Raw genomic sequence first — 18,664 nt, 5'->3', positions numbered from 1 at the left:
GCGATGAATATTAATCATAAGTTACAGCTAATCACCGTACTTCCACTCATTATATCTCTGATGCTGGTGCTGTTTGTGACTCAAATGCAGTATAGAGACCTCTCCCAGCATGTGGTCGACGTTTATAGGCAGAGTATTATCGATCACCGCAAAGAAGAGTTGAAAAATTATCTGGCGATCGCCAACGTGGCTATTAAGCATCTTTATCAAAATAAGAGTGATGACAAGCAACAAACCCAGCAAGAAGTTAAGTCTATGCTGGCCAATATGCGCTTCGGTAAAAACGGGTATTTCTTCGCCTACGATCTCAATGGCAATAGCCTGGTCTTACCCGAGCAGGAGTGGCGTGTCGGTAAAAACTGGCTAGACTTGGAAGACGACAACGGAGTCCACTTTATCCAAGAGTTAATCTCAGGGGCGAGGAAAGGCGGCGGTTATCTGACCTACCTATTCAATCAGCCCTCTAATGATGGCCAACTGGGACAAAAACTCGCCTATGCCGAGGTGTTGGGACAGTGGGAGTGGATGTTTGGTACTGGCGTTTATATTGATGATATCGATGAGGAGGCGGCATTATTGAGCACCGCTATTAGTAGTCATATCCGCAACACCTCCCTCATGACTCTGACGATAGGTATCTTAGCGGTCAGCGCCGTGTTTATAGGGGGGATCTTTATGCGTGTGGGTGAAAAACGACTCGCAAATGCTAAGCTCAGAACCCTCAATGAGCGAATTTATCAGACTCAGGAAGAGGAATGTAAGCGAGTTTCCAGAGAGTTGCACGATGGGGTTAGCCAAACGATTGCCGCGGCCCTGTTTGCTATGGAAACCGCCCAATTGAAACAGGAATATGGTGGCGATTCCAGTCCGGAACTGGATAAGTCGATTACACTGACGCGACAGATTATGCTCGATATCCGTAATATCTCGCATCAGCTACATCCTGCCATCCTTGAGGATTATGGGCTGGGCGCTGCGTTAAAAGAGTTGGGCAGGGAGTTTTCGTTGCGCACAGGTATCGAGGTCAAGGTGCAGCGATTATCAGTGCGCAAGATCTTGTCAACCGAGCTTAGTTGCGCGCTTTACCGCATTGTGCAGGAGTCATTGACTAATATTGAGCGTCACTCGGGAGCAAAAAAAGTGCTGATTTCGCTGGGACTGACTCCGGGATGGTTGACCTTGGAGGTTCATGATGATGGTAAGGGATTTAACTATGAATGTTTTGAGAGAAAATCGACCCCGTTTGAAGGAATAGGCTTGAGAAATATGAAGGAAAGAGTGAGTTTTTATAATGGTGAGCTCAAGGTAGAGTCAACCCTTGGTAAAGGAGTGACGCTGGTGGCACGTATTCCCCAGAGTGAGTTGCGTTATCGAGCCGATGCTGCCACTGGGGGACTGTCATGATCCGTGTGCTTCTGGTAGACGATCATCCGCTGTTTCGTGAAGGATTACGATATCGTCTGAGCTTAGACAATGACATTGAGGTGCAGGCTGAAGCCGACAATGGTGTCAAGGCACTAGAGATCCTCAAGGAAATGCCAATCGATCTGGTGTTGACCGATATTAATATGCCACAAATGGACGGCATGTATCTGCTTGAGCTGATTAAAGAGCAGGAGATGTCATGCAAAGTGGTGATGCTGAGCATGCATGACAACAGAGAATATATTATGGCGGCAATGCGCTACGGTGCTGATGGCTATATTCTCAAGGATGTACCCGGTAAAGAACTGATTGAAGCCATCAAAAAAGTGGCCGCTGGCAAGCGCTATTTCAGTGCCGAAGTCGTAGACACCTTGTCGCAAGAACTCGCCAGTGGTAAGCAAGTCCTGGTCACCCAACGTGAGCAGTTGGTATTACGGTTGATATCGCTGGGGATGAACAATAAACGCATTGCGCTGGAGATGAATGTCAGCGTACGCACAGTCGAGACTCACAAACGTAATATCAAACAGAAACTGGCGATAGACAGTACGGCGGGGCTAGTGCGTTATGCCATCGATCATGGCTTAGATCGGTAACACTATTCACGCCGTATTTTCATGAAAAAAATACCCGAAGCGGTGTTATGCTTCGGGTAAAACCATGGCAAACTAGCCATGTTGTGGGCGTTAAGTTAGGGGTTTTTTGCCCTCATGTTTATGGTCAGAGGGACAAGGTCAACCATCCCACTGGTTGACCTTTTGGAGCTTATTCTCTAGGGGCAGATAGATGACTGCCAGTTTGAGTTCTTTCTTTGCCGCCATGCTTGCTTGATATTAGGGTAAGTAGGGGAACTTTCACAATACTCAGAAAACCGGCGACATAAATCAGCTTATGCCGCGTCGTTTCAGAGTACGTGCTTGGTCGAAAGCACAGTGAATAAATATTTTATACGTAACGTCTGTTATTAGGAGCGGTTGATCTTTCACGGTTGTTTTTGCCGCCGTTTATAGGCTATTTTGACAAGGCGGAGGCTATGTCGTTTAGTCATTCTCCACAAATAACCTACAACACAGTCAAAATAACCAAGAAGCGCGGCCCTTCGGGTTCGTTTCAATGCTTTTATTACTGCGTTACGAGCTTTTCGCTTAGCCAGCTAAGCAGCATCGCTCAAGCCTTGTACTAAAATCATTGAATTCGAACAAAAACTAAGCTCGAAAAATCAACAGCCCCTAGAGTACATACTTAGCCGAAAGTTGGATGTAATCAGAGTTGGCACTGTCAGTGGCAGAGATATCCGCATCATAGTTGCCGAATTCAACGCCCACGCTTAACTGCTTGTTAAGCTGCTGGATCAGGTTGACGCCATAGTGATTGCGATCTGAATCAGCATTCACACCATTGAAATCTTCAACTTCAGCGTGACCGTAGTAAACACTAGAGCGCAAGTCGTCAGTCCAGAAGTGGCGATAAGCGACGGTATAGGCTTGCGTTGCTAGTAAGTCACCACTGCCATCAGCATTGACCTTGTCACCAGGGTTGTGGCCAGGTGAAATATAACGACCTGCAGCGCCCGCGTTGTAGGCGAAGCGGAAGTCATCTTTACCGAAGGTATTAATTTTACCGCTTATGCTGTAAGCAAACTGAGTGCCGTCGGCATTACCAGCTACACCATTGTCATCGAAGGTGCGAGCCAGCGCTGCAACCGCTACTTGGCCAAAATCACCTTTGTACGTATAACGCGCCACGGCATCGGGGATACTTTGGTTGGAATCGGTAGCATTGGCTGGGTTTTCTAATGCCAGTTCTAGACCACCGTTGGTATAACGGATCTGGGTTTGACGAATGAATACCTGACCAACGTGCGCTCCACCAAAGTCCAGTGCATCAGCGATAGAAGCCAGTGGCATAAAGGTTGACCATGTCTGGCCGACTTTCCAGTTCTTGTAAGCAATAAAGGCATGACGCATACGTGGTGTGTATGAGTTAGAAACGAGTGCGTTACCGCCACCACCGTAGAAATCATACTCGAGGAATCCAGTCACTTCGCCATGAGTGAACTTTACGTTGAAACGCGATTCTTTGGCCTGGAGGCTGGTTTGATTGGTATCTGGCGCGCTGGTACTGGTACCAATCCAGTAGTCACGATAAGCCTGGTCGCCACTGACATTACGCAAGTCTGCTTTGAAGTAGCCGCCGAAGGTTAACTTCGAGCTATCGTCGATTTGAATTTCATAGCCAGCGAAAGAAGATGCTGAGAAAAATGCAGCTACCACTAACGCCGTTTTAGTTATTCTATTCATCAAGGTGCCTTATTTGGATTTGTTGATCAGTTGGTTGTTGTTTGTCTTGAGCGGTGATCTAGGATCAGATGCCCGGCAAACTTATGGTTTATCTGGGGCTACCATATGGCTTTATAGAGGCTTTTTTTATCCGTGTTTGCACCTAAGACGACTAAGGGTTTACCCGTAGAAATGCCGGTTTTCCTATGTTCAAGCTTGCCTTTTTTTGAGGTGGGTAACGGATGGTTAATATTTTTAACAAATAAATACAGTCAGTTACAGGCTTGTTTCTCGTGTGTGAGTTAACTGATCTTCAGGGGTAATTCTAGGCAGCTGGGGATATGATGTAGATCAACTTTGTAACGATTAGTCGTGAGATGTGTTACCTGTGGGTGAAGGAGAGGTCACAAGATCGGATTAAGAGAGCGAAGCGAATAAGGTCAAATATTATTGTAGATGCGGCCGTGACTATCAATGAAAAGGGCACCATGACTGAGCCTACTGGAATTGTGCTTGGGGTGTGTCACGAAAATCTCTGTAGCTGTACAGCGGTGTCATCATCGACATTGTTTTTCTAATATCGCTATTTAGCAAATGGTTTAGGTGAAAATATCTGTGTTTGTATTCGGTCTAATTTACTTGATGGCAAAGGATACTAGGGGAAACTCTTGAAGAGGTCTCTACATAGAGTAAGCGCATGAGGCTGCGTTAGGGCTGAAAATAAAAAAGGGCACAGAAAGGTGCCCTTTGTAATGCAATACTGGTTTTAATGCCGCTTAGTCAACAGCGTAACCGTTTGCAGCAAGTGCTTGACCATCAAGCTGTGCTATACCATTAACCATCTGCAATCGGTTCTGGCTAAACCATTTTACAACGAGTGGATAGATAGCATGTTCTTGTTCGTGGACACGACCTGCCAGGACCTCAACAGAATCATCTTCATAAACAGGGACATTGGCTTGCAAAATAACCGGACCTGAATCTAGCTCTGGTGTCACAAAATGCACACTCGCGCCATGTTCAGTATCTTTTGCGTCAATGGCGCGTTGATGCGTATTCAAGCCGGTATATTTGGGCAAGAGAGAAGGGTGGATATTAATCATCTTCCCTTCAAAGCGCATGACAAAATCATCACTCAATATGCGCATAAAGCCAGCCAAGACAACTAAGTCTGGTTGATACTTTGCTATCGCACTAAAAAGTCTTTCGTCATATTCAGGTCTGGTTTCGCCTTCATGAGCGATGACGCAGCTGGTATCAATTTCATTCTGGTGAGCACGTATCAATCCAAAAGCGTCAGGTTTATTACTAATGACGCCAACAACTTCTGCTTGTACGTTATCATCACAACCATCAATAATGGCCTGTAGATTACTGCCATTCCCAGAAATTAATACTAAAACGCGACAGCTCTCAGACATTACAAGATCTCCACTTGCTCTTCGTCACCGTTACGCTTAGCAATGTTACCGAGCAGCCATGCGTTTTCGCCTTCGGCATTCAGTAGCTCAAGTGCTGAGTCTACTTTATCGGCTGGAAGTGCGATAACCATGCCTACGCCACAGTTGAATGTACGGTACATTTCAAATTCTGCAATGTTGCCTTTTTCCATCAACCAGTCAAAAATAGCAGGCCACTGCCAAGAGTCACTTTTAACCACAGCTTTGCAATCTTCTGGTAAAACGCGTGGGATATTTTCCCAGAATCCGCCGCCAGTGATGTGCGACATTGCATGAACGTCTGACTGTTCAATCAACTTTAGCAGTGATTTTACATAAATTTTTGTTGGTTCTAGCAAATGGTCAATTAGCGGCTTTCCAGCAAGTTCTTGCTCTGGATCTGCTTTGCTGACTTCTAATACCTTGCGGATTAGAGAGAAACCATTTGAGTGAGGACCGCTTGAAGCGAGAGCGATAAGTGCATCACCATCTTGCACCTTAGTGCCGTCAATGATGTCAGCTTTTTCAACAACACCGACGCAGAAACCAGCTAGGTCGTAATCGTCGCCTTCATACATACCTGGCATTTCAGCAGTTTCACCGCCAATGAGTGCACAACCAGATTGTACGCAGCCTTCAGCAATACCTTTCACTACTGCGGTAGCAACTTCAACATCGAGTTTGCCTGTGGCGTAATAATCGAGGAAGAATAACGGCTCAGCACCTGAAACGATTAAGTCGTTTGAGCACATGGCAACGAGGTCAATGCCGACGTTATCATGCTTTTTATAGTCAATAGCAAGGCGCAGCTTAGTGCCAACACCATCAGTACCAGAAACCAGTACTGGATGCTTATACTTAGTTGGTAACTCACAAAGTGCACCAAAACCACCTAGGTTGCCCATAACTTCTGGACGACGAGTACGTTTAACGGCTGACTTGATGTTGTTAACTAGTGCATTTCCGGCATCAATATCAACGCCTGCATCTTTATAGCTTAGTGGGGTAGTAGGAGTGCTCACGGTGATCCTCTCGGGTACGGGTAGATCATTATAGGATTTTATGCGGCGCTATTCTAACAGTTTGTGAGTAGCCTCGAAAGCTTAGTTTTTCAATAAAGTTCGCGACAGAGGTCACGATTTAACGTCTTTTTAAAACTTTAAGTTTTCCTATGCGAACAAATCTACTAGAATCGTTGAAATTTACCGTAAAAAATACGTTAGAAAATTAGGAGAACAAGATGAAAGTCGTTGAAGTTAAGCATCCTTTGGTTCGTCATAAAATTGGATTAATGCGTAAAGGTGACGTGAGCACTAAGCGCTTTCGTGAGCTAGCGGCGGAAGTCGGGAGCCTACTGACGTATGAGGCAACGGCTGACTTCGAAACTGAGAAAGTCACTATCGAAGGTTGGAATGGTCCTGTTGAAGTTGAACAGATAAAAGGCAAGAAGGTCACTGTCGTGCCAATCTTGCGTGCCGGCCTTGGCATGATGGACGGTGTACTAGAGCATGTACCTAGTGCACGTATTTCAGTTGTTGGTATGTACCGCGATGAGACAACACTTGAGCCAGTGCCTTATTTTGAAAAGCTAGCCAGTGATATGCCTTCACGTATCGCGTTGGTCGTTGACCCAATGCTAGCCACTGGCGGTTCAATGATCTCAACCATTGATCTGCTTAAAGCCCGTGGTTGCACTGCTATCAAAGCCCTTGTGCTTGTGGCAGCGCCTGAAGGCGTTGCAGCACTTGAAAAAGCCCATCCAGATATTGAACTGTATACAGCCTCTATTGATGACTGCTTAAACGAGCAGGGCTATATTTTGCCTGGTCTTGGTGATGCGGGTGATAAGATTTTTGGTACTAAGTAAACTCTATATTTAAAGAACGCATTGATTAGGCTGTTGATAAAAAGTCACTAGCAATAAGAAAGGGAGCCAATAGGCTCCCTTTTTGTTGGGCGTTTTTTGACTAAAGCACCATAGCTGCAATCCAACCAAACACTAACAGCGGAATATTGTAGTGAATGAATGTTGGAATAACACTGTCTCTAATATGGTCGTGCTGTCCATCAGCATTGAGACCTGCTGTCGGGCCTAAGGTTGAATCAGACGCGGGTGAACCGGCATCACCAAGCGCTGCCGCTGTGCCGACGAGGGCAATCGTTGCGGCAACAGAGAAACCAAAAGTCATTGCTAACGGCACGTAGATAGTAGCAATAATCGGAATAGTTGAGAAAGATGAGCCGATCCCCATGGTAATAAACAGTCCCACCAGTAACATTAAGAAGGCGGCCAGTGCTTTATTATCACCGATAATGTCACTAAGAGAGGTTACTAAAGTACTGACATCACCCGTTTCTTTAACCACTGCAGCAAAACCTGCGGCAGAGATCATGATAAAGCCGATATTGGCCATCATGCGCACGCCTTGGTTAAATACATCTTGGTCGGCAACATGTTTAAGTGCCCCTGAGAAGCTAAAGATAATAAAGCCGATGAGTGCACCAAAAATCATTGAACCGGTATAGAGCTGAGTGACAAGCGTGGCGACAATAGCAATCATCGCGATGGCGATATTACGCTTATTAACCCCTTCCTCCGGCTCTGCAATGAGGATGAGCTCCTCTTTATATTCTCTTGGTTTTCTGTAAGTGATAAATACAGCAATCAATAGACCGGTAATCATGCCTAACGCCGGGAGTAACATTGCCTGTGGGATCTGAGAACGAACCGCTTCTAATCCATTATTGTTAAGGTTGGCTAGTAATATATCGTTGAGGAAAATGCCACCAAAACCCACAGGTAATATCATATAGGTGGTTACTAGGCCAAATGTCAGCACACAAGCAACCAAACGTCTATCGAGCGACAGCTTTGACATTAAGTGTAATAAAGGCGGGATCAAAATAGGAATGAAGGCAATATGAATAGGCAAAATATTCTGTGATGATATTGCCATCGTCAAAATGGCGAATAGCAGCGCCCAACGGACTTTTTTGATGTTCTGGCTAGATTGTTCCTTACCTAGAGCGCCAATCATTTTTCGAGAGATAAGCGTGGTTAACCCAGAATGAGATAAGGCTACCGCGAAAGCGCCAAGCAGTGCATAACTCAGAGCAATTTGAGCGCCTCCGCCTAGACCGGTATTAAAGGCATCAACGGTTTGTTGTAACCCCATCCCGCCCACTAAGCCTGCAACGAGTGCGCTAATGGTAAGAGCGATAACTACATTTACTCGTGCAAGGCTTAAGCCCAGCATTAAGCAAACGGCAATGACGACAGCGTTCATAATATGGTTAATCTTTTTCTTATATTTAAAGTTGTGGCTATTTTTGCCTGTTAACAGCGCTGATGTCCAGTACCAGCGTGCTATATATTGATTTCAATGTGAGTTGTTAGATCACTGTAGCCTTAATTGCGCACAAAGTGTAAATATCATCACCGTGAATAAGGGTATGCTGACGGCATATTGCGCAGTTAACACGATAATGATTTAAAAAGGTGATATTGATCTCAAATAGCTTGTGTGTCGTAAAACACTGCCTATAATGCCTTTAGATTTAAAACGAACCAGCGTTTTTAGCAATCCATAGATGGAGAAATAAAATGAGTGTATTAGTAGGCCGTCCGGCTCCTGATTTTACTGCAGCTGCGGTACTTGGTAATGGTGAAATTGTAGATACCTTTAACTTGTCTGAAGCAATCAAGGGTAAGCCAACCGTCTTATTCTTCTACCCACTAGACTTTACATTTGTATGTCCTTCAGAGTTGATCGCTTTCGATCACCGTATGGACGAGTTCAAAAAACGTGGCGTTGAAGTTATCGGTGTCTCTATCGATTCTCAGTTTACTCATAACGCATGGCGCAACACTCCTATCGACAAAGGTGGTATTGGCCAAGTTCAGTACACTTTGGTTGCAGATGTTAAGCACGAAATCTGTAAAGCATACGATGTTGAGCATCCAGAAGCCGGTGTTGCATTCCGTGGTTCTTTCCTAATCGACAAAGAAGGTCAAGTTCGTCACCAAGTGGTTAACGATCTTCCATTAGGTCGTAACGTTGATGAAATGCTGCGTATGATCGATGCACTTCAATTCCACGAAGAGCATGGTGATGTTTGTCCAGCTGGTTGGGAAAAAGGCGATAAAGGCATGGACGCAACGACAGAAGGTGTTGCTTCTTACCTAAGTGACAACGCAGATAAGCTATAATATTTGCGTTTAGTTGTTGAATGAAAGCCGCGTTTAAACGCGGCTTTTTTGTGTCTGCGGTTTGTTGCTAATACATTCGTGCATTAGGCACGTTAACCTATCAAGCAGTGCTTTTACTTTGATCAAAAGAAAGGTCGTGGCGCTTTGCTCATTCTGTAGTAAAGAGTCGGGTAAAAAGGACTGCTTTTCTGATATGAATGGATTCACGAATGCCGCGATGGCATGGTTAATGATGTTCCCTACATCAATGATTCCGATTGCGGGAAGAGCATGCGCTGCGAGCTTTTTGGTGTTTATAGCTAATTATCTGTCTTACTGCTTCCTCGACGCTGATAAGCAATCACTTTTCTTAATACCTATCGTCATGAGTGCCATAAGTGTGCGTTTCCCCCGACCATAGACAGCGCTCACGTGAGCGGACTCACAGCTTCAACAATTAGTGAATTAAACATCACTACATAAGCAATAACGATAGTAAAATCTTCTTCCGCAGGGAAAAGCAGTACCAAAACTCCTAATAAGCTTCACCTGAACGTCTCAAAGCATCCTTATCCAGTTTGGGATGGTTTGCTCCATCGCTTCATATAAAGGTTATTTATGGTTTTTGTTGAATTGTTCGTGGTCCTCGCGTTTATCTATCTTGGTGCTCGGATTGGTGGCATCGGTATTGGTTTGGCAGGCGGAGCAGGTGTCTTGGTTCTGTCGTTATTTTTGGGTGTCGACACGGGACACATTCCGGTAGATGTGATTCTCATCATTATGTCGGTAATTGCGGCCATTGCCGCGATGCAAGTCGCCGGCGGCCTAGAGTGGCTAGTTGATCTATCAGAGACCTTCCTGCGCAAGAACCCTAAACGTATCACTTTCTACGCGCCTATCGTAACTTATTTTATGACTCTGTTGGCAGGCACCGGCCATACGGCATTTTCAACACTACCAGTTATCGCCGAGGTGGCTAAAGAGCAAGGTATAAGACCATCGAGGCCACTTGGGATCTCGGTTGTTGCCTCACAGATAGCTATTACCGCTTCGCCGATATCGGCTGCGGTGGTCTTTTTTTCCGGGATTTTAGAACCTCTTGGCGTGGGTTATCTGACTCTGCTAGCAATCTGTATCCCCACGACTTTTATGGCCTGTATGGCCGGGGCTTTCGTCTCAAATTTTTTAGGCTGTGAGTTGAAAGATGATCCGGTTTATCAGGCACGTCTTCAAAAAGGGTTAGTTAAACTAAAGGGTCAAACTCAAAGGGATATTCTCCCGACGGCCAAACCCGCCACCTATATCTTTATCACGGCCATTGTCGGTGTCATTGTTTATGCCACCATTATCTCAGACACGGTCAATCTTATTCCAAACCCATCTCTGGGTCGCAATGAAGCGATCATGGTGTTTATGCTTTCGGCGGCAACCGCGATTGTGACATTCACCAAAATAGACGCCTCTGAGATTGCTAATGCTGCGACCTTTAAATCGGGGATGAGCGCCTGTATCTGTGTGTTAGGTGTTGCTTGGCTGGGAGACACCTTCGTGTCTAGTCATATTGACGACATTAAAGCACTCTCAGCAGATGTGCTTAATCAGTATCCGTGGATGCTTGCTGTTACCCTGTTTTTTGCCTCGATGCTGCTCTATTCACAAGGGGCGACGACAATGGCACTGATGCCAGCAGCCTTAGCCATTGGCGTGGCTCCCATAACGGCTATCGCCTCATTTGCTGCCGTGAGTGCCTTGTTTGTATTACCTACGTATCCGACACTGTTAGCCGCGGTGCAGATGGATGATACCGGTTCAACGCGTATCGGAAATATGGTTTTTAACCATCCATTCCTTATTCCAGGATTAGTCACCATATCAACCTCTGTGGGCTTGGGGTTTATCATCGGCGGGATGATTCTTTAATGAGGGAATAGCGTGAGAAAGTATGGCTAAGGGGTCAGTTCAAAACTGGCCGCTGATGTTGGAAAAATCATTCTTTATGGATACACTTACTCATCATATAAAATTAATCAATGCGAATGCCCCAAGCGATAATCTGGCTTACAGTCAGTTTCCAATCTATTGAAGACGTTATTCATCATAAGTTAAAGAACAAAGCTGCGAACCGTCAAAGCTCATTACCGACAGGGTGTTGTTGTGCAGTACGCCATAACTGGCAGCGTGACCGCCGCGAGGCATGGTGACAGAACCGGGGTTAAACTCGATAAGGTCATCATGTTGTGCAGCAACGGGAACATGAGTATGACCAGAAGCGATGATATCACCACGACACAAGCGTGGATGGTGAGCAATGTTATAAAGATGACCATGAGTCAAAAACAGACGACGCCCATTAGGAAGCAGCACCAGATTATAGTCAGACATTATGGGGAAATCGAGCAGAACCTGATCGACTTCACTGTCGCAGTTTCCTCTTACGGCGATGATTCTATCACCGTAACCATTCAGTAAATTTGCCACCTCGATCGGCGCATAGCCAGCAGGCAGCGTATTTCTGGGGCCGGGGTTCAATATATCCCCTAATAATATCAGGTGTTTGGCGTCGCTTTGTTCGAATGCGGCGATCATTTTCTGAGTGCTATCGAAGCAGCCATGAAGATCGGAGGCAAAAAAGAGTTCCATAAGAGATGCACCATAAAAAAACAGGAATGAAATATTACGCCTATTCCTCCCCTTTTGCTATGAGCTAACCCGCTACAATCCTCAACCTCGAGAATATAAGCCTCTCCTGTAAAACCACTTATCCCTAATCCCTTGGTTGCTTCGCCTTATTACTGTTAGACAGGTTAAGGCCTCAGAGTATTTGTTCTCGCTTAATTTAATCGATTTTTCAGCTAGACATGTCCAGAGGCAAAGAATGCTTAACGACATCCGAACACTAATAGCCTATATAGGGTGTATTAGGGACCTCTATTGCCCTTGACTGAACAAGTCATAACAAATGTAATGGTCACTCGCTCACGACGCCTATGAAGTGCTGATAGCCGTCAGGGCCTATATACCTAGCTGCTGCACACCATGCCATTGAAAGTGGTTATTGGGTTTTTTACTCACAATACCCTCATTAAACAACCGGCTAAATATCTGATCCACTTCATCTGTAGAGATATTGAGGTATTTACTGACCGCGCGCTTACTGCAATTGACCTGATTTGCCGTTAAGGCATCAATAGCCATTTCATAAGCGCTTTTTGACATCATGGGCGAAGTACTGACATCTTCAACCTCACTGGAATAGTGTATCGAACTGACTTGATGTGGTTCGAAATTACTGAGAAGGTCCGGAGCCTTCAGTTCCTGAATAGAGAATGCATCGATGGTGATAGGCTTGGTGTGGCGGAACTGGTATTTGAATCGATTTTCTTCCCCTATTAATCCGACAAAGAATGCAGCAAAAAAATCGAGGAGTACTGAGAGAAAAATTACTAAGCTTAATTGAGCTGTCTGAGTCGATACATTCAAGGCGTTGGCCAGACTATCGATCAAGCCAATGACCGAGCCTTGGCTTATCAGCGGCAGGCTGTCTCGCTCCATCGCTAAGTGCTGCTGCTCGCTCCGAAGTTTATCGTTCTCTTTTTGAATACGCATAACCCCAGTTGCAATAAGTTCCATCTGAATGTATTTTTTAGCCGCTACGTTATTAAGCTCGATCTGCTTCTCTATTGAGTCAATCTGCATGTTGTAAGCGTTTACTTTACTTTGATGAACATTAGCATGCTCCTGAGCCTTGTTAGTGGCACTGTTTATTCCCCCCACTGAACCACCGATCGAGATGACGGCCAGTACAGCATAGAAGACCAAGGCCAATATCATCCCACTATAGTTTCGTCGAGCTTGACGTTCGCCCACTTCATACCAAGCAAAGAATTTACCCAACTCAAAAATCACTGCAAGCGAGCCAAACATAACCTGCATAAATGGATCATCATCGATGGATAAAAATAACAACATAGAGAACACGATTGAGGCGATGATGGATGCCCCTGTAAAGCTATAAACGCTCCACATGGCAAAATTCCCTTTCGGGTATCTAACGGCTGGATTTTCGGTGTAAAACATAACGGACTTCTTTATCGGTGAGCGGTGAGCTCAAAACCTGTCAACGGGATCGTCAGGCAAAAATGGTGCGTAAGGATATATCATAAAAACGGTTATGCCCTTATAAAACATAGCCTACCAAGTGTTCCTGCTGAAATTTCACACGCCAATTGTGTAAGTGTTCAAAAGGTGTTCAGCCGCTGCTTATTAAGCATTCACTCATAAGTAAACCTGAGGTCTTACATTGATGATTTGCAGGTTAAACAGGTCGATTGATTAAACTGCCCATTTATATTGAATGGGCAAAATAACTATTTGCAGTGGCATTGTTAATTTGACCTAATTAGAGAGACTGACTCAACAGTCTCTATAGCATTTTCTAGCTTTACCCTATTTATCGTAATGTGAATAGGGAGGTTTAGCTTTCAAACCTACTGTGTCATCCTCAGCCCTCAATTGCACTGGGGAACTACAATTTGTTTCTTTGACAAGCATTTGGCTATGCCGCACTTATGACCAAACTATATTGTGACTATAGGCTAGGTTATCGGCTGCTATGAGTGAACAGCGTCCCCGACACCATCAAATCCAAGTCATAAAAAAAGCCGCATTATTTGCGGCCTTTTAATGTAGCAATGAAAGCAGACTCTATGACTCTGGCTTAGAGTTGGACTCAGCTTCTGATTCCACTTCAACTTCAACTTCAGCTTCTGAATCTGAGGCTGTTTCATCGGCAATATATGGCCAGCCGCCTAGAGACTTCCAACGGTTGACGATTAAACAGAATAGTTCTGCTGTGCGTTCTGTGTCATATAACGCTGAGTGTGCTTCTCTATTATCAAACGGAATACCCGCCATGGCGCAGGCTTTTGCCAGCACAGTTTGGCCGATGGCAAGGCCTGCGAGTGCGGCTGTGTCAAACGTGGCAAAAGGATGGAAAGGCGTACGTTTTAGACCATTACGCTCGATGGCTTGGCTGACAAAACCATGATCGAAAGCGGCATTATGGGCAACAATAATACTGCGATGACATCCAGATGCTTTCTGTGCTTTTTTGACTTCTTTGAAAATTTCTAAAAAAGCTTCTTTCTCACTCACGGCGCCGCGAAGCGGGTTAGTGGGGTCAATACCGTTGAATGCTAACGCTTCGGGTTCTAGGTTAGACCCTTCAAACGGCTCAATGTGATAATGCAGCGTCTTATCTAATCCGATTACGCCGTCGTCATCCATCTTTAACATAGTGACTGCAATTTCTAATAGCGCGTCGGTCTTTGAATTGAACCCGGCTGTTTCAACATCGATAACCACTGGGAAATATCCTCTAAAGCGGTTTTTCAATTTGTTGGGGTCGAAAGTGTCAGTCATTAAATTTTCCAAAAAGTTAGCAGGTGCCTATTATGGGGCAACTGATAATGACTGTCATGTGCGTTTGGTCATTTTATACGCTAAAGAAAGATAATATTGTGCCGATAGAGTGTAGTGACTCAATTATAGAGGGTAGTTTTATGCGGCTTAGCGTTCTTTTTGCAACATTAATATGCTTACCATTTTTTGCCAGTGCTGATTTAAAGCAATATGTAGCTTCATTAGAAGAGTCGCAGTGGCGTGTGAGCGGCAATAATCCGGTAATGTGCCGTCTTGAGCACGATATTCCTGCCTACGGTAAAGCGGTATTTACCAGCATTGCCGGTAAAGATCATAATCTGAACTTTACGCTGGATATGTGGGTTAAACCTGATCAAGTTACGCAGGCAACATTAATGAGTATGGCGCCGGCATGGCGACCTGGAGTTGTATCAAAAGAGATCACTGAGCTCACCTATCAAAAGTACTTTAGTGGCGAAGTACCGCGCAATGCTGCATGGTCAATGTTGGCTGAACTTGAAAGCGGTATGCAGCCCACGTTTTATTATGCTGATTGGTACAACGAGACCAATAAAATTGCAGTGGGTTTGTCGGCGGTAAACTTTAGACGGCAATACGCGCAATTTAAATCGTGCTTATCGACACTATTACCATACTCTTTTGAAGATATTGCTTTTACGGTATTAACTTATGAGTCAGGCGGCACCGAGTTAACGCGTTACGCTAAATCACAAATTAGTAAGGTACAAGAGTATTTAGCCTATGATCAAAATGTTGATCTAGTCTTAATCGATGCTTACACCGACAGCTATGGTGGACGCAGTGTAAATGAAAAGGTGTCGGTGCAGCGTGCTGACTCCGTTAAAGATTTGTTTGTTGCTAGTGGTATACCACAAAGTCGTATTCACACAGTAGGTCATGGTGAGCGCAGACATGTGGCATCAAACCTGACTATTAATGAGCGCGCAAGAAACCGCAGAGTAGTGATTAGAATAAGTAAGCCGCTCTAAGCGCTTCGCTCATCCAAGCTACAATGATAGGCCCTGTATATATTGCAGGGCTTTTTTGTGATTTAGGCTTTGGTAAAAATAAGATAAAAAAAAGCCCGCTTACATTAGCAAGCGGGCTGCAAAAATATTTGATTTGCAATCAACAAATTGAAGGAAGGAAGTCAAGCTAAGAACCAGGGATGTAACTTCCGTGGATAACCACCAAAGTTTAGAGTTCTTTGTTTTCAAATCTGCTAGGCAGACACTTCCTGAAAACGAGGTGAATTATAGAGCGAGATTAGTAAACTGACAAACTAGAATAATTGAACTTAAACATTAGTTTTACTAATGAATTAAAATTGTTTAGATGGTAACTATATAGGCTTAAACACTGTTTTTTGAGTGCTTAATCACGTTTTATGCATAACTTAACATAATATATAATTAATCTATGTTGCAAGATTGATAATGAATAATGAGTGGCATAAGGTCAGCTTAGGCGATAACAAACTTTTGCGCTGTTTTTTATTAGTTTGTATAGTGCATCTTGAAAATGGCTATTTATGCCAACTTAATAAAAAAGCTTACCTAGTCAGGCTGTTCTGTTGTGCTACGGATAAGTGAATCAGGGATACAAATAATGCGAATTAATTCTTTTTTTGCCAAAAGACAGTTATTGGCTATCGGATTAGGGTTTGCCATCGTCGGATGCCAATCTCAATCTGTTGAAGAGTCACAGGAAAAAGCTGTTATAGCGGACCAAGATAGTGTCATTGAAACCATTCATGGTGTTCAGGTTGCCGATCCTTACCGCTTTTTAGAAGTTGAGTCAGATAAAACCCATCAATGGGTGAAGCAGCAACAGCAAGACGGTAAAGCTTACTTAGGGGCGATTGAAAACAAACAAGCGATTGTTGATCGTATTACTGAACTGTGGAACTTTGAAAAAATTTCAGCACCAAATGAAAAGGGCACTAACACCTTTTACTATCGCAATAATGGCCTGCAAGCACAGTCTGTTTTATTTGTGAAAGATGCAAAGGGTAACGAGAAAGTGTTATTGGACCCAAATACGTTTTCATCTGACGGTACAATTGCACTGTCGGGTACGTCGGTAAGTGATGATGGTAATACATTAGCATACGGTGTTTCTAAATCAGGTTCGGATTGGCAAACCTGGCACTTTGTCGATATTGCGAGCGGAAAAAAGTTAACTGATCAGCTAGATTGGATAAAGTTTTCCAGCGCGGTATGGAATAGTGAAAACACTGGCGTCTATTACGCTCGCTATGATGCTCCCAAAGGGGGAAATGCGCTCGCCGATGTTAACTTTAACCAGAAAGTGTATTTTCATAAAATAGGCAGCAGTCAGGCAGAAGACACCTTGGTATATGAAAGACCACAAAATAAAGATTGGGGTTTTGGGATTGAAGTGACAGATAAAGGCGATTACCTGCTGCTTTATATCTCTCAGGGGACAGACAGTCGTAATCGATTTTTTTATAAGTCATTAAAAGAGCCACAAGCCGAGATGGTTGAACTTATCCCTGACTTGGAAGCGGAATACAGCTTTATTGGTAATGATAAATCGACGTTCTACTTTAAGACCGATTATCACGCGCCAAATGGTAAAGTGATTGCTATTGATGTGAATAAAAGCAGCAAGGATAATTGGAAAACGATTATTCCTGAGCTTAAAGATCCAATAAGTAATATTGCTATCGTTAATGATCACATTGTTGTGAGCTACCTGCATGACGTTCTGGGTAAATTAACGATTTACAGCATGAATGGCGACAAGCGCCAAGATGTTGCTTTACCGGGGAAAGGAAAGATAGCTGGGCCTTATGGTAAACGTAGTAAAGATTACTTCTACTATGTCTTTAATAGTTACATTCAACCGCAAACCACCTATAAGTTTGATTTCAAAACAGGTAAGTCGACACTTTATTCAAAGCCTACTGTCTCATTTGACCCTGAAAATTACACATCAGAGCAAGTTTTTTATACCAGTAAAGACGGTACAAAAGTGCCAATGATGATCTCATACAAGAAGGGGATTAAGAAAGACGGCAACAATCCAACCTTGCTTTATGCCTATGGTGGGTTTGCTATTTCACTCACCCCGCGCTTTAGTCCTGCCAATATTGCTTGGATGGATATGGGCGGTGTTTATGCGGTGCCTAACCTTCGTGGTGGCGCTGAATACGGTGAAAGCTGGCACCAAGCTGGCATGTTCGACAAAAAGCAGAATGTATTTGACGATTATTACGCTGCGGCCGAGTATCTGATCAGTGAGAAGTATACCAATAGTACTAAGCTTGGTGCTTATGGTCGTAGCAATGGTGGTTTATTGATGGGCGCGGCATTAACTCAGCGTCCTGAGCTTTTTGCGGCAGTGCTGCCAGCGGTAGGTGTGTTGGATATGCTACGTTTTCAAAAGTTCACCATTGGCTGGGCTTGGACCAGTGAATATGGCAGTGCAGATAACGCAGAACAATTCCCTGCACTTTATGCTTATTCGCCATATCACAATGTAACAGCACAGTCTTATCCTGCCACTATGGTGATGACAGCAGATCATGATGATCGGGTTGTACCACTGCATAGCTTTAAGTTCGGTGCCATGATGCAAGAGAAACAACAAGGCGATGCGCCAGTTATCATGCGCATAGAGTCAAAAGCGGGTCACGGTGCGGGTAAACCAACGGCAATGAAGATTGATGAGTTTGCTGATATTTATAGTTTCTTATGGCATAACTTTGGGTTAAATGTGCCAGCGAAAATCGCACAATAAGTTTTGATTTCGGTTTATTAAAAAGGGAAGCTCAGGCTTCCCTTTCTTTTGCCTGAAAATGATACCCAAGCCCACTTCGTTGTCGCATTCGCTTAATTAGGGAATAACGGGCAATGTGCCGTGAA

15 protein-coding genes are annotated in these 18,664 nt (G+C 44.2%); 8 read left to right on the top strand and 7 right to left on the bottom strand.

The genetic code is table 11. The features are described from left to right. The first annotated feature begins 3 nt into the window (after positions 1-3). Both CXF86_RS17850 and CXF86_RS17845 read left to right on the top strand, forming a co-directional pair. Positions 4-1,404, top strand: a complete 1,401-nt coding sequence (locus CXF86_RS17850) for a cache domain-containing protein (RefSeq protein ID WP_101089680.1) — start codon at positions 4-6, stop codon at positions 1,402-1,404. Further along, complete coding sequence (locus CXF86_RS17845) at positions 1,401-2,021, top strand: response regulator (RefSeq protein WP_101089681.1); 621 nt, start codon at positions 1,401-1,403, stop codon at positions 2,019-2,021. Before CXF86_RS17850 ends, CXF86_RS17845 begins: the two co-directional genes overlap by 4 nt. Before the next feature lie 633 nt (positions 2,022-2,654). Here CXF86_RS17845 and CXF86_RS17840 read toward each other — a convergent pair. The 3 genes from CXF86_RS17840 to purM form a co-directional block, all read right to left on the bottom strand. Next, on the bottom strand, positions 2,655-3,725 hold the full coding sequence (locus CXF86_RS17840) for a DcaP family trimeric outer membrane transporter (protein WP_101089682.1): 1,071 nt from the start codon (positions 3,723-3,725) through the stop codon (positions 2,655-2,657). A gap of 755 nt (positions 3,726-4,480) precedes the next feature. Next, positions 4,481-5,125: a phosphoribosylglycinamide formyltransferase gene (gene purN / locus CXF86_RS17835; RefSeq protein WP_102039670.1), complete on the bottom strand. Its 645-nt coding sequence runs from the start codon at positions 5,123-5,125 to the stop codon at positions 4,481-4,483. After that, positions 5,125-6,165, bottom strand: a complete 1,041-nt coding sequence (gene purM, locus CXF86_RS17830) for a phosphoribosylformylglycinamidine cyclo-ligase (protein WP_101089684.1) — start codon at positions 6,163-6,165, stop codon at positions 5,125-5,127. The genes purN and purM overlap by 1 nt, the downstream gene beginning before the upstream one ends. Positions 6,166-6,383: 218 nt before the next feature. Between purM and upp the strand changes: the two genes are divergently transcribed. After that, on the top strand, positions 6,384-7,010 hold the full coding sequence (upp, locus tag CXF86_RS17825; protein WP_101089685.1) for a uracil phosphoribosyltransferase: 627 nt from the start codon (positions 6,384-6,386) through the stop codon (positions 7,008-7,010). Between the two features lie 100 nt (positions 7,011-7,110). Here the strand turns inward: upp and CXF86_RS17820 are convergent, their stop codons facing one another. Then, positions 7,111-8,430, bottom strand: a complete 1,320-nt coding sequence (locus CXF86_RS17820) for a Na+/H+ antiporter family protein (protein ID WP_101089686.1) — start codon at positions 8,428-8,430, stop codon at positions 7,111-7,113. 317 nt (positions 8,431-8,747) lie between these two features. Between CXF86_RS17820 and CXF86_RS17815 the strand changes: the two genes are divergently transcribed. The 3 genes from CXF86_RS17815 to CXF86_RS17805 all read left to right on the top strand — a co-directional run bounded on the left by CXF86_RS17815 (position 8,748) and on the right by CXF86_RS17805 (position 11,252). Then, the gene (locus CXF86_RS17815; protein ID WP_102039669.1) at positions 8,748-9,353 is read left to right on the top strand and encodes a peroxiredoxin; all 606 of its coding nucleotides are present in this window, start codon (positions 8,748-8,750) and stop codon (positions 9,351-9,353) included. 193 nt (positions 9,354-9,546) lie between these two features. Then, positions 9,547-9,753: a hypothetical protein gene (locus CXF86_RS17810; protein ID WP_102039668.1), complete on the top strand. Its 207-nt coding sequence runs from the start codon at positions 9,547-9,549 to the stop codon at positions 9,751-9,753. A 197-nt stretch (positions 9,754-9,950) separates the two neighbouring features. After that, complete coding sequence (locus tag CXF86_RS17805) at positions 9,951-11,252, top strand: anaerobic C4-dicarboxylate transporter (protein WP_102039667.1); 1,302 nt, start codon at positions 9,951-9,953, stop codon at positions 11,250-11,252. A gap of 168 nt (positions 11,253-11,420) precedes the next feature. Here CXF86_RS17805 and yfcE read toward each other — a convergent pair whose 3' ends face one another. The 3 genes from yfcE to rnt all read right to left on the bottom strand — a co-directional run bounded on the left by yfcE (position 11,421) and on the right by rnt (position 14,753). After that, positions 11,421-11,972 carry a phosphodiesterase gene (yfcE, locus tag CXF86_RS17800; protein WP_102039666.1) on the bottom strand — a complete coding sequence of 184 codons (552 nt, stop codon included), beginning with the start codon at positions 11,970-11,972 and terminating at the stop codon, positions 11,421-11,423. A 372-nt stretch (positions 11,973-12,344) separates the two neighbouring features. Continuing rightward, positions 12,345-13,409: a Preprotein translocase subunit SecY gene (locus tag CXF86_RS17795; protein ID WP_101089691.1), complete on the bottom strand. Its 1,065-nt coding sequence runs from the start codon at positions 13,407-13,409 to the stop codon at positions 12,345-12,347. Positions 13,410-14,036: 627 nt separating this feature from the next. Then, a complete protein-coding gene (gene rnt / locus CXF86_RS17790; RefSeq protein ID WP_102039665.1) occupies positions 14,037-14,753 on the bottom strand; it encodes a ribonuclease T in 717 nt (238 codons plus the stop codon). Positions 14,754-14,893: 140 nt separating this feature from the next. Between rnt and CXF86_RS17785 the strand changes: the two genes are divergently transcribed. Beyond that, positions 14,894-15,763, top strand: a complete 870-nt coding sequence (locus CXF86_RS17785; protein WP_101089758.1) for a flagellar protein MotY — start codon at positions 14,894-14,896, stop codon at positions 15,761-15,763. 619 nt (positions 15,764-16,382) lie between these two features. Beyond that, positions 16,383-18,539 carry a prolyl oligopeptidase family serine peptidase gene (locus tag CXF86_RS17780; RefSeq protein ID WP_102039664.1) on the top strand — a complete coding sequence of 719 codons (2,157 nt, stop codon included), beginning with the start codon at positions 16,383-16,385 and terminating at the stop codon, positions 18,537-18,539. Positions 18,540-18,664: the final 125 nt, after the last annotated feature.

Source organism: Shewanella sp. GutCb, from assembly GCF_002836135.1.
GTDB lineage: Bacteria > Pseudomonadota > Gammaproteobacteria > Enterobacterales > Shewanellaceae > Shewanella.
Note: the sequence above shows the minus strand (reverse complement) of the source record. Positions and strands in the feature narration are given on the sequence as shown.

Excerpts from the sequence above, each read along its gene's own strand:
- CXF86_RS17850 (WP_101089680.1), top strand. The coding sequence starts at position 4 with ATGAATATTAATCATAAGTTACAGCTAATCACCGTACTTCCACTCATT.
- CXF86_RS17845 (WP_101089681.1), top strand. The coding sequence starts at position 1,401 with ATGATCCGTGTGCTTCTGGTAGACGATCATCCGCTGTTTCGTGAAGGA.
- CXF86_RS17840 (WP_101089682.1), bottom strand. The coding sequence starts at position 3,725 with ATGAATAGAATAACTAAAACGGCGTTAGTGGTAGCTGCATTTTTCTCA.
- purN (WP_102039670.1), bottom strand. The coding sequence starts at position 5,125 with ATGTCTGAGAGCTGTCGCGTTTTAGTATTAATTTCTGGGAATGGCAGT.
- upp (WP_101089685.1), top strand. The coding sequence starts at position 6,384 with ATGAAAGTCGTTGAAGTTAAGCATCCTTTGGTTCGTCATAAAATTGGA.
- CXF86_RS17820 (WP_101089686.1), bottom strand. The coding sequence starts at position 8,430 with ATGAACGCTGTCGTCATTGCCGTTTGCTTAATGCTGGGCTTAAGCCTT.
- CXF86_RS17815 (WP_102039669.1), top strand. The coding sequence starts at position 8,748 with ATGAGTGTATTAGTAGGCCGTCCGGCTCCTGATTTTACTGCAGCTGCG.
- CXF86_RS17810 (WP_102039668.1), top strand. The coding sequence starts at position 9,547 with ATGAATGGATTCACGAATGCCGCGATGGCATGGTTAATGATGTTCCCT.
- CXF86_RS17805 (WP_102039667.1), top strand. The coding sequence starts at position 9,951 with ATGGTTTTTGTTGAATTGTTCGTGGTCCTCGCGTTTATCTATCTTGGT.
- yfcE (WP_102039666.1), bottom strand. The coding sequence starts at position 11,972 with ATGGAACTCTTTTTTGCCTCCGATCTTCATGGCTGCTTCGATAGCACT.
- CXF86_RS17795 (WP_101089691.1), bottom strand. The coding sequence starts at position 13,409 with ATGTTTTACACCGAAAATCCAGCCGTTAGATACCCGAAAGGGAATTTT.
- rnt (WP_102039665.1), bottom strand. The coding sequence starts at position 14,753 with ATGACTGACACTTTCGACCCCAACAAATTGAAAAACCGCTTTAGAGGA.
- CXF86_RS17785 (WP_101089758.1), top strand. The coding sequence starts at position 14,894 with ATGCGGCTTAGCGTTCTTTTTGCAACATTAATATGCTTACCATTTTTT.
- CXF86_RS17780 (WP_102039664.1), top strand. The coding sequence starts at position 16,383 with ATGCGAATTAATTCTTTTTTTGCCAAAAGACAGTTATTGGCTATCGGA.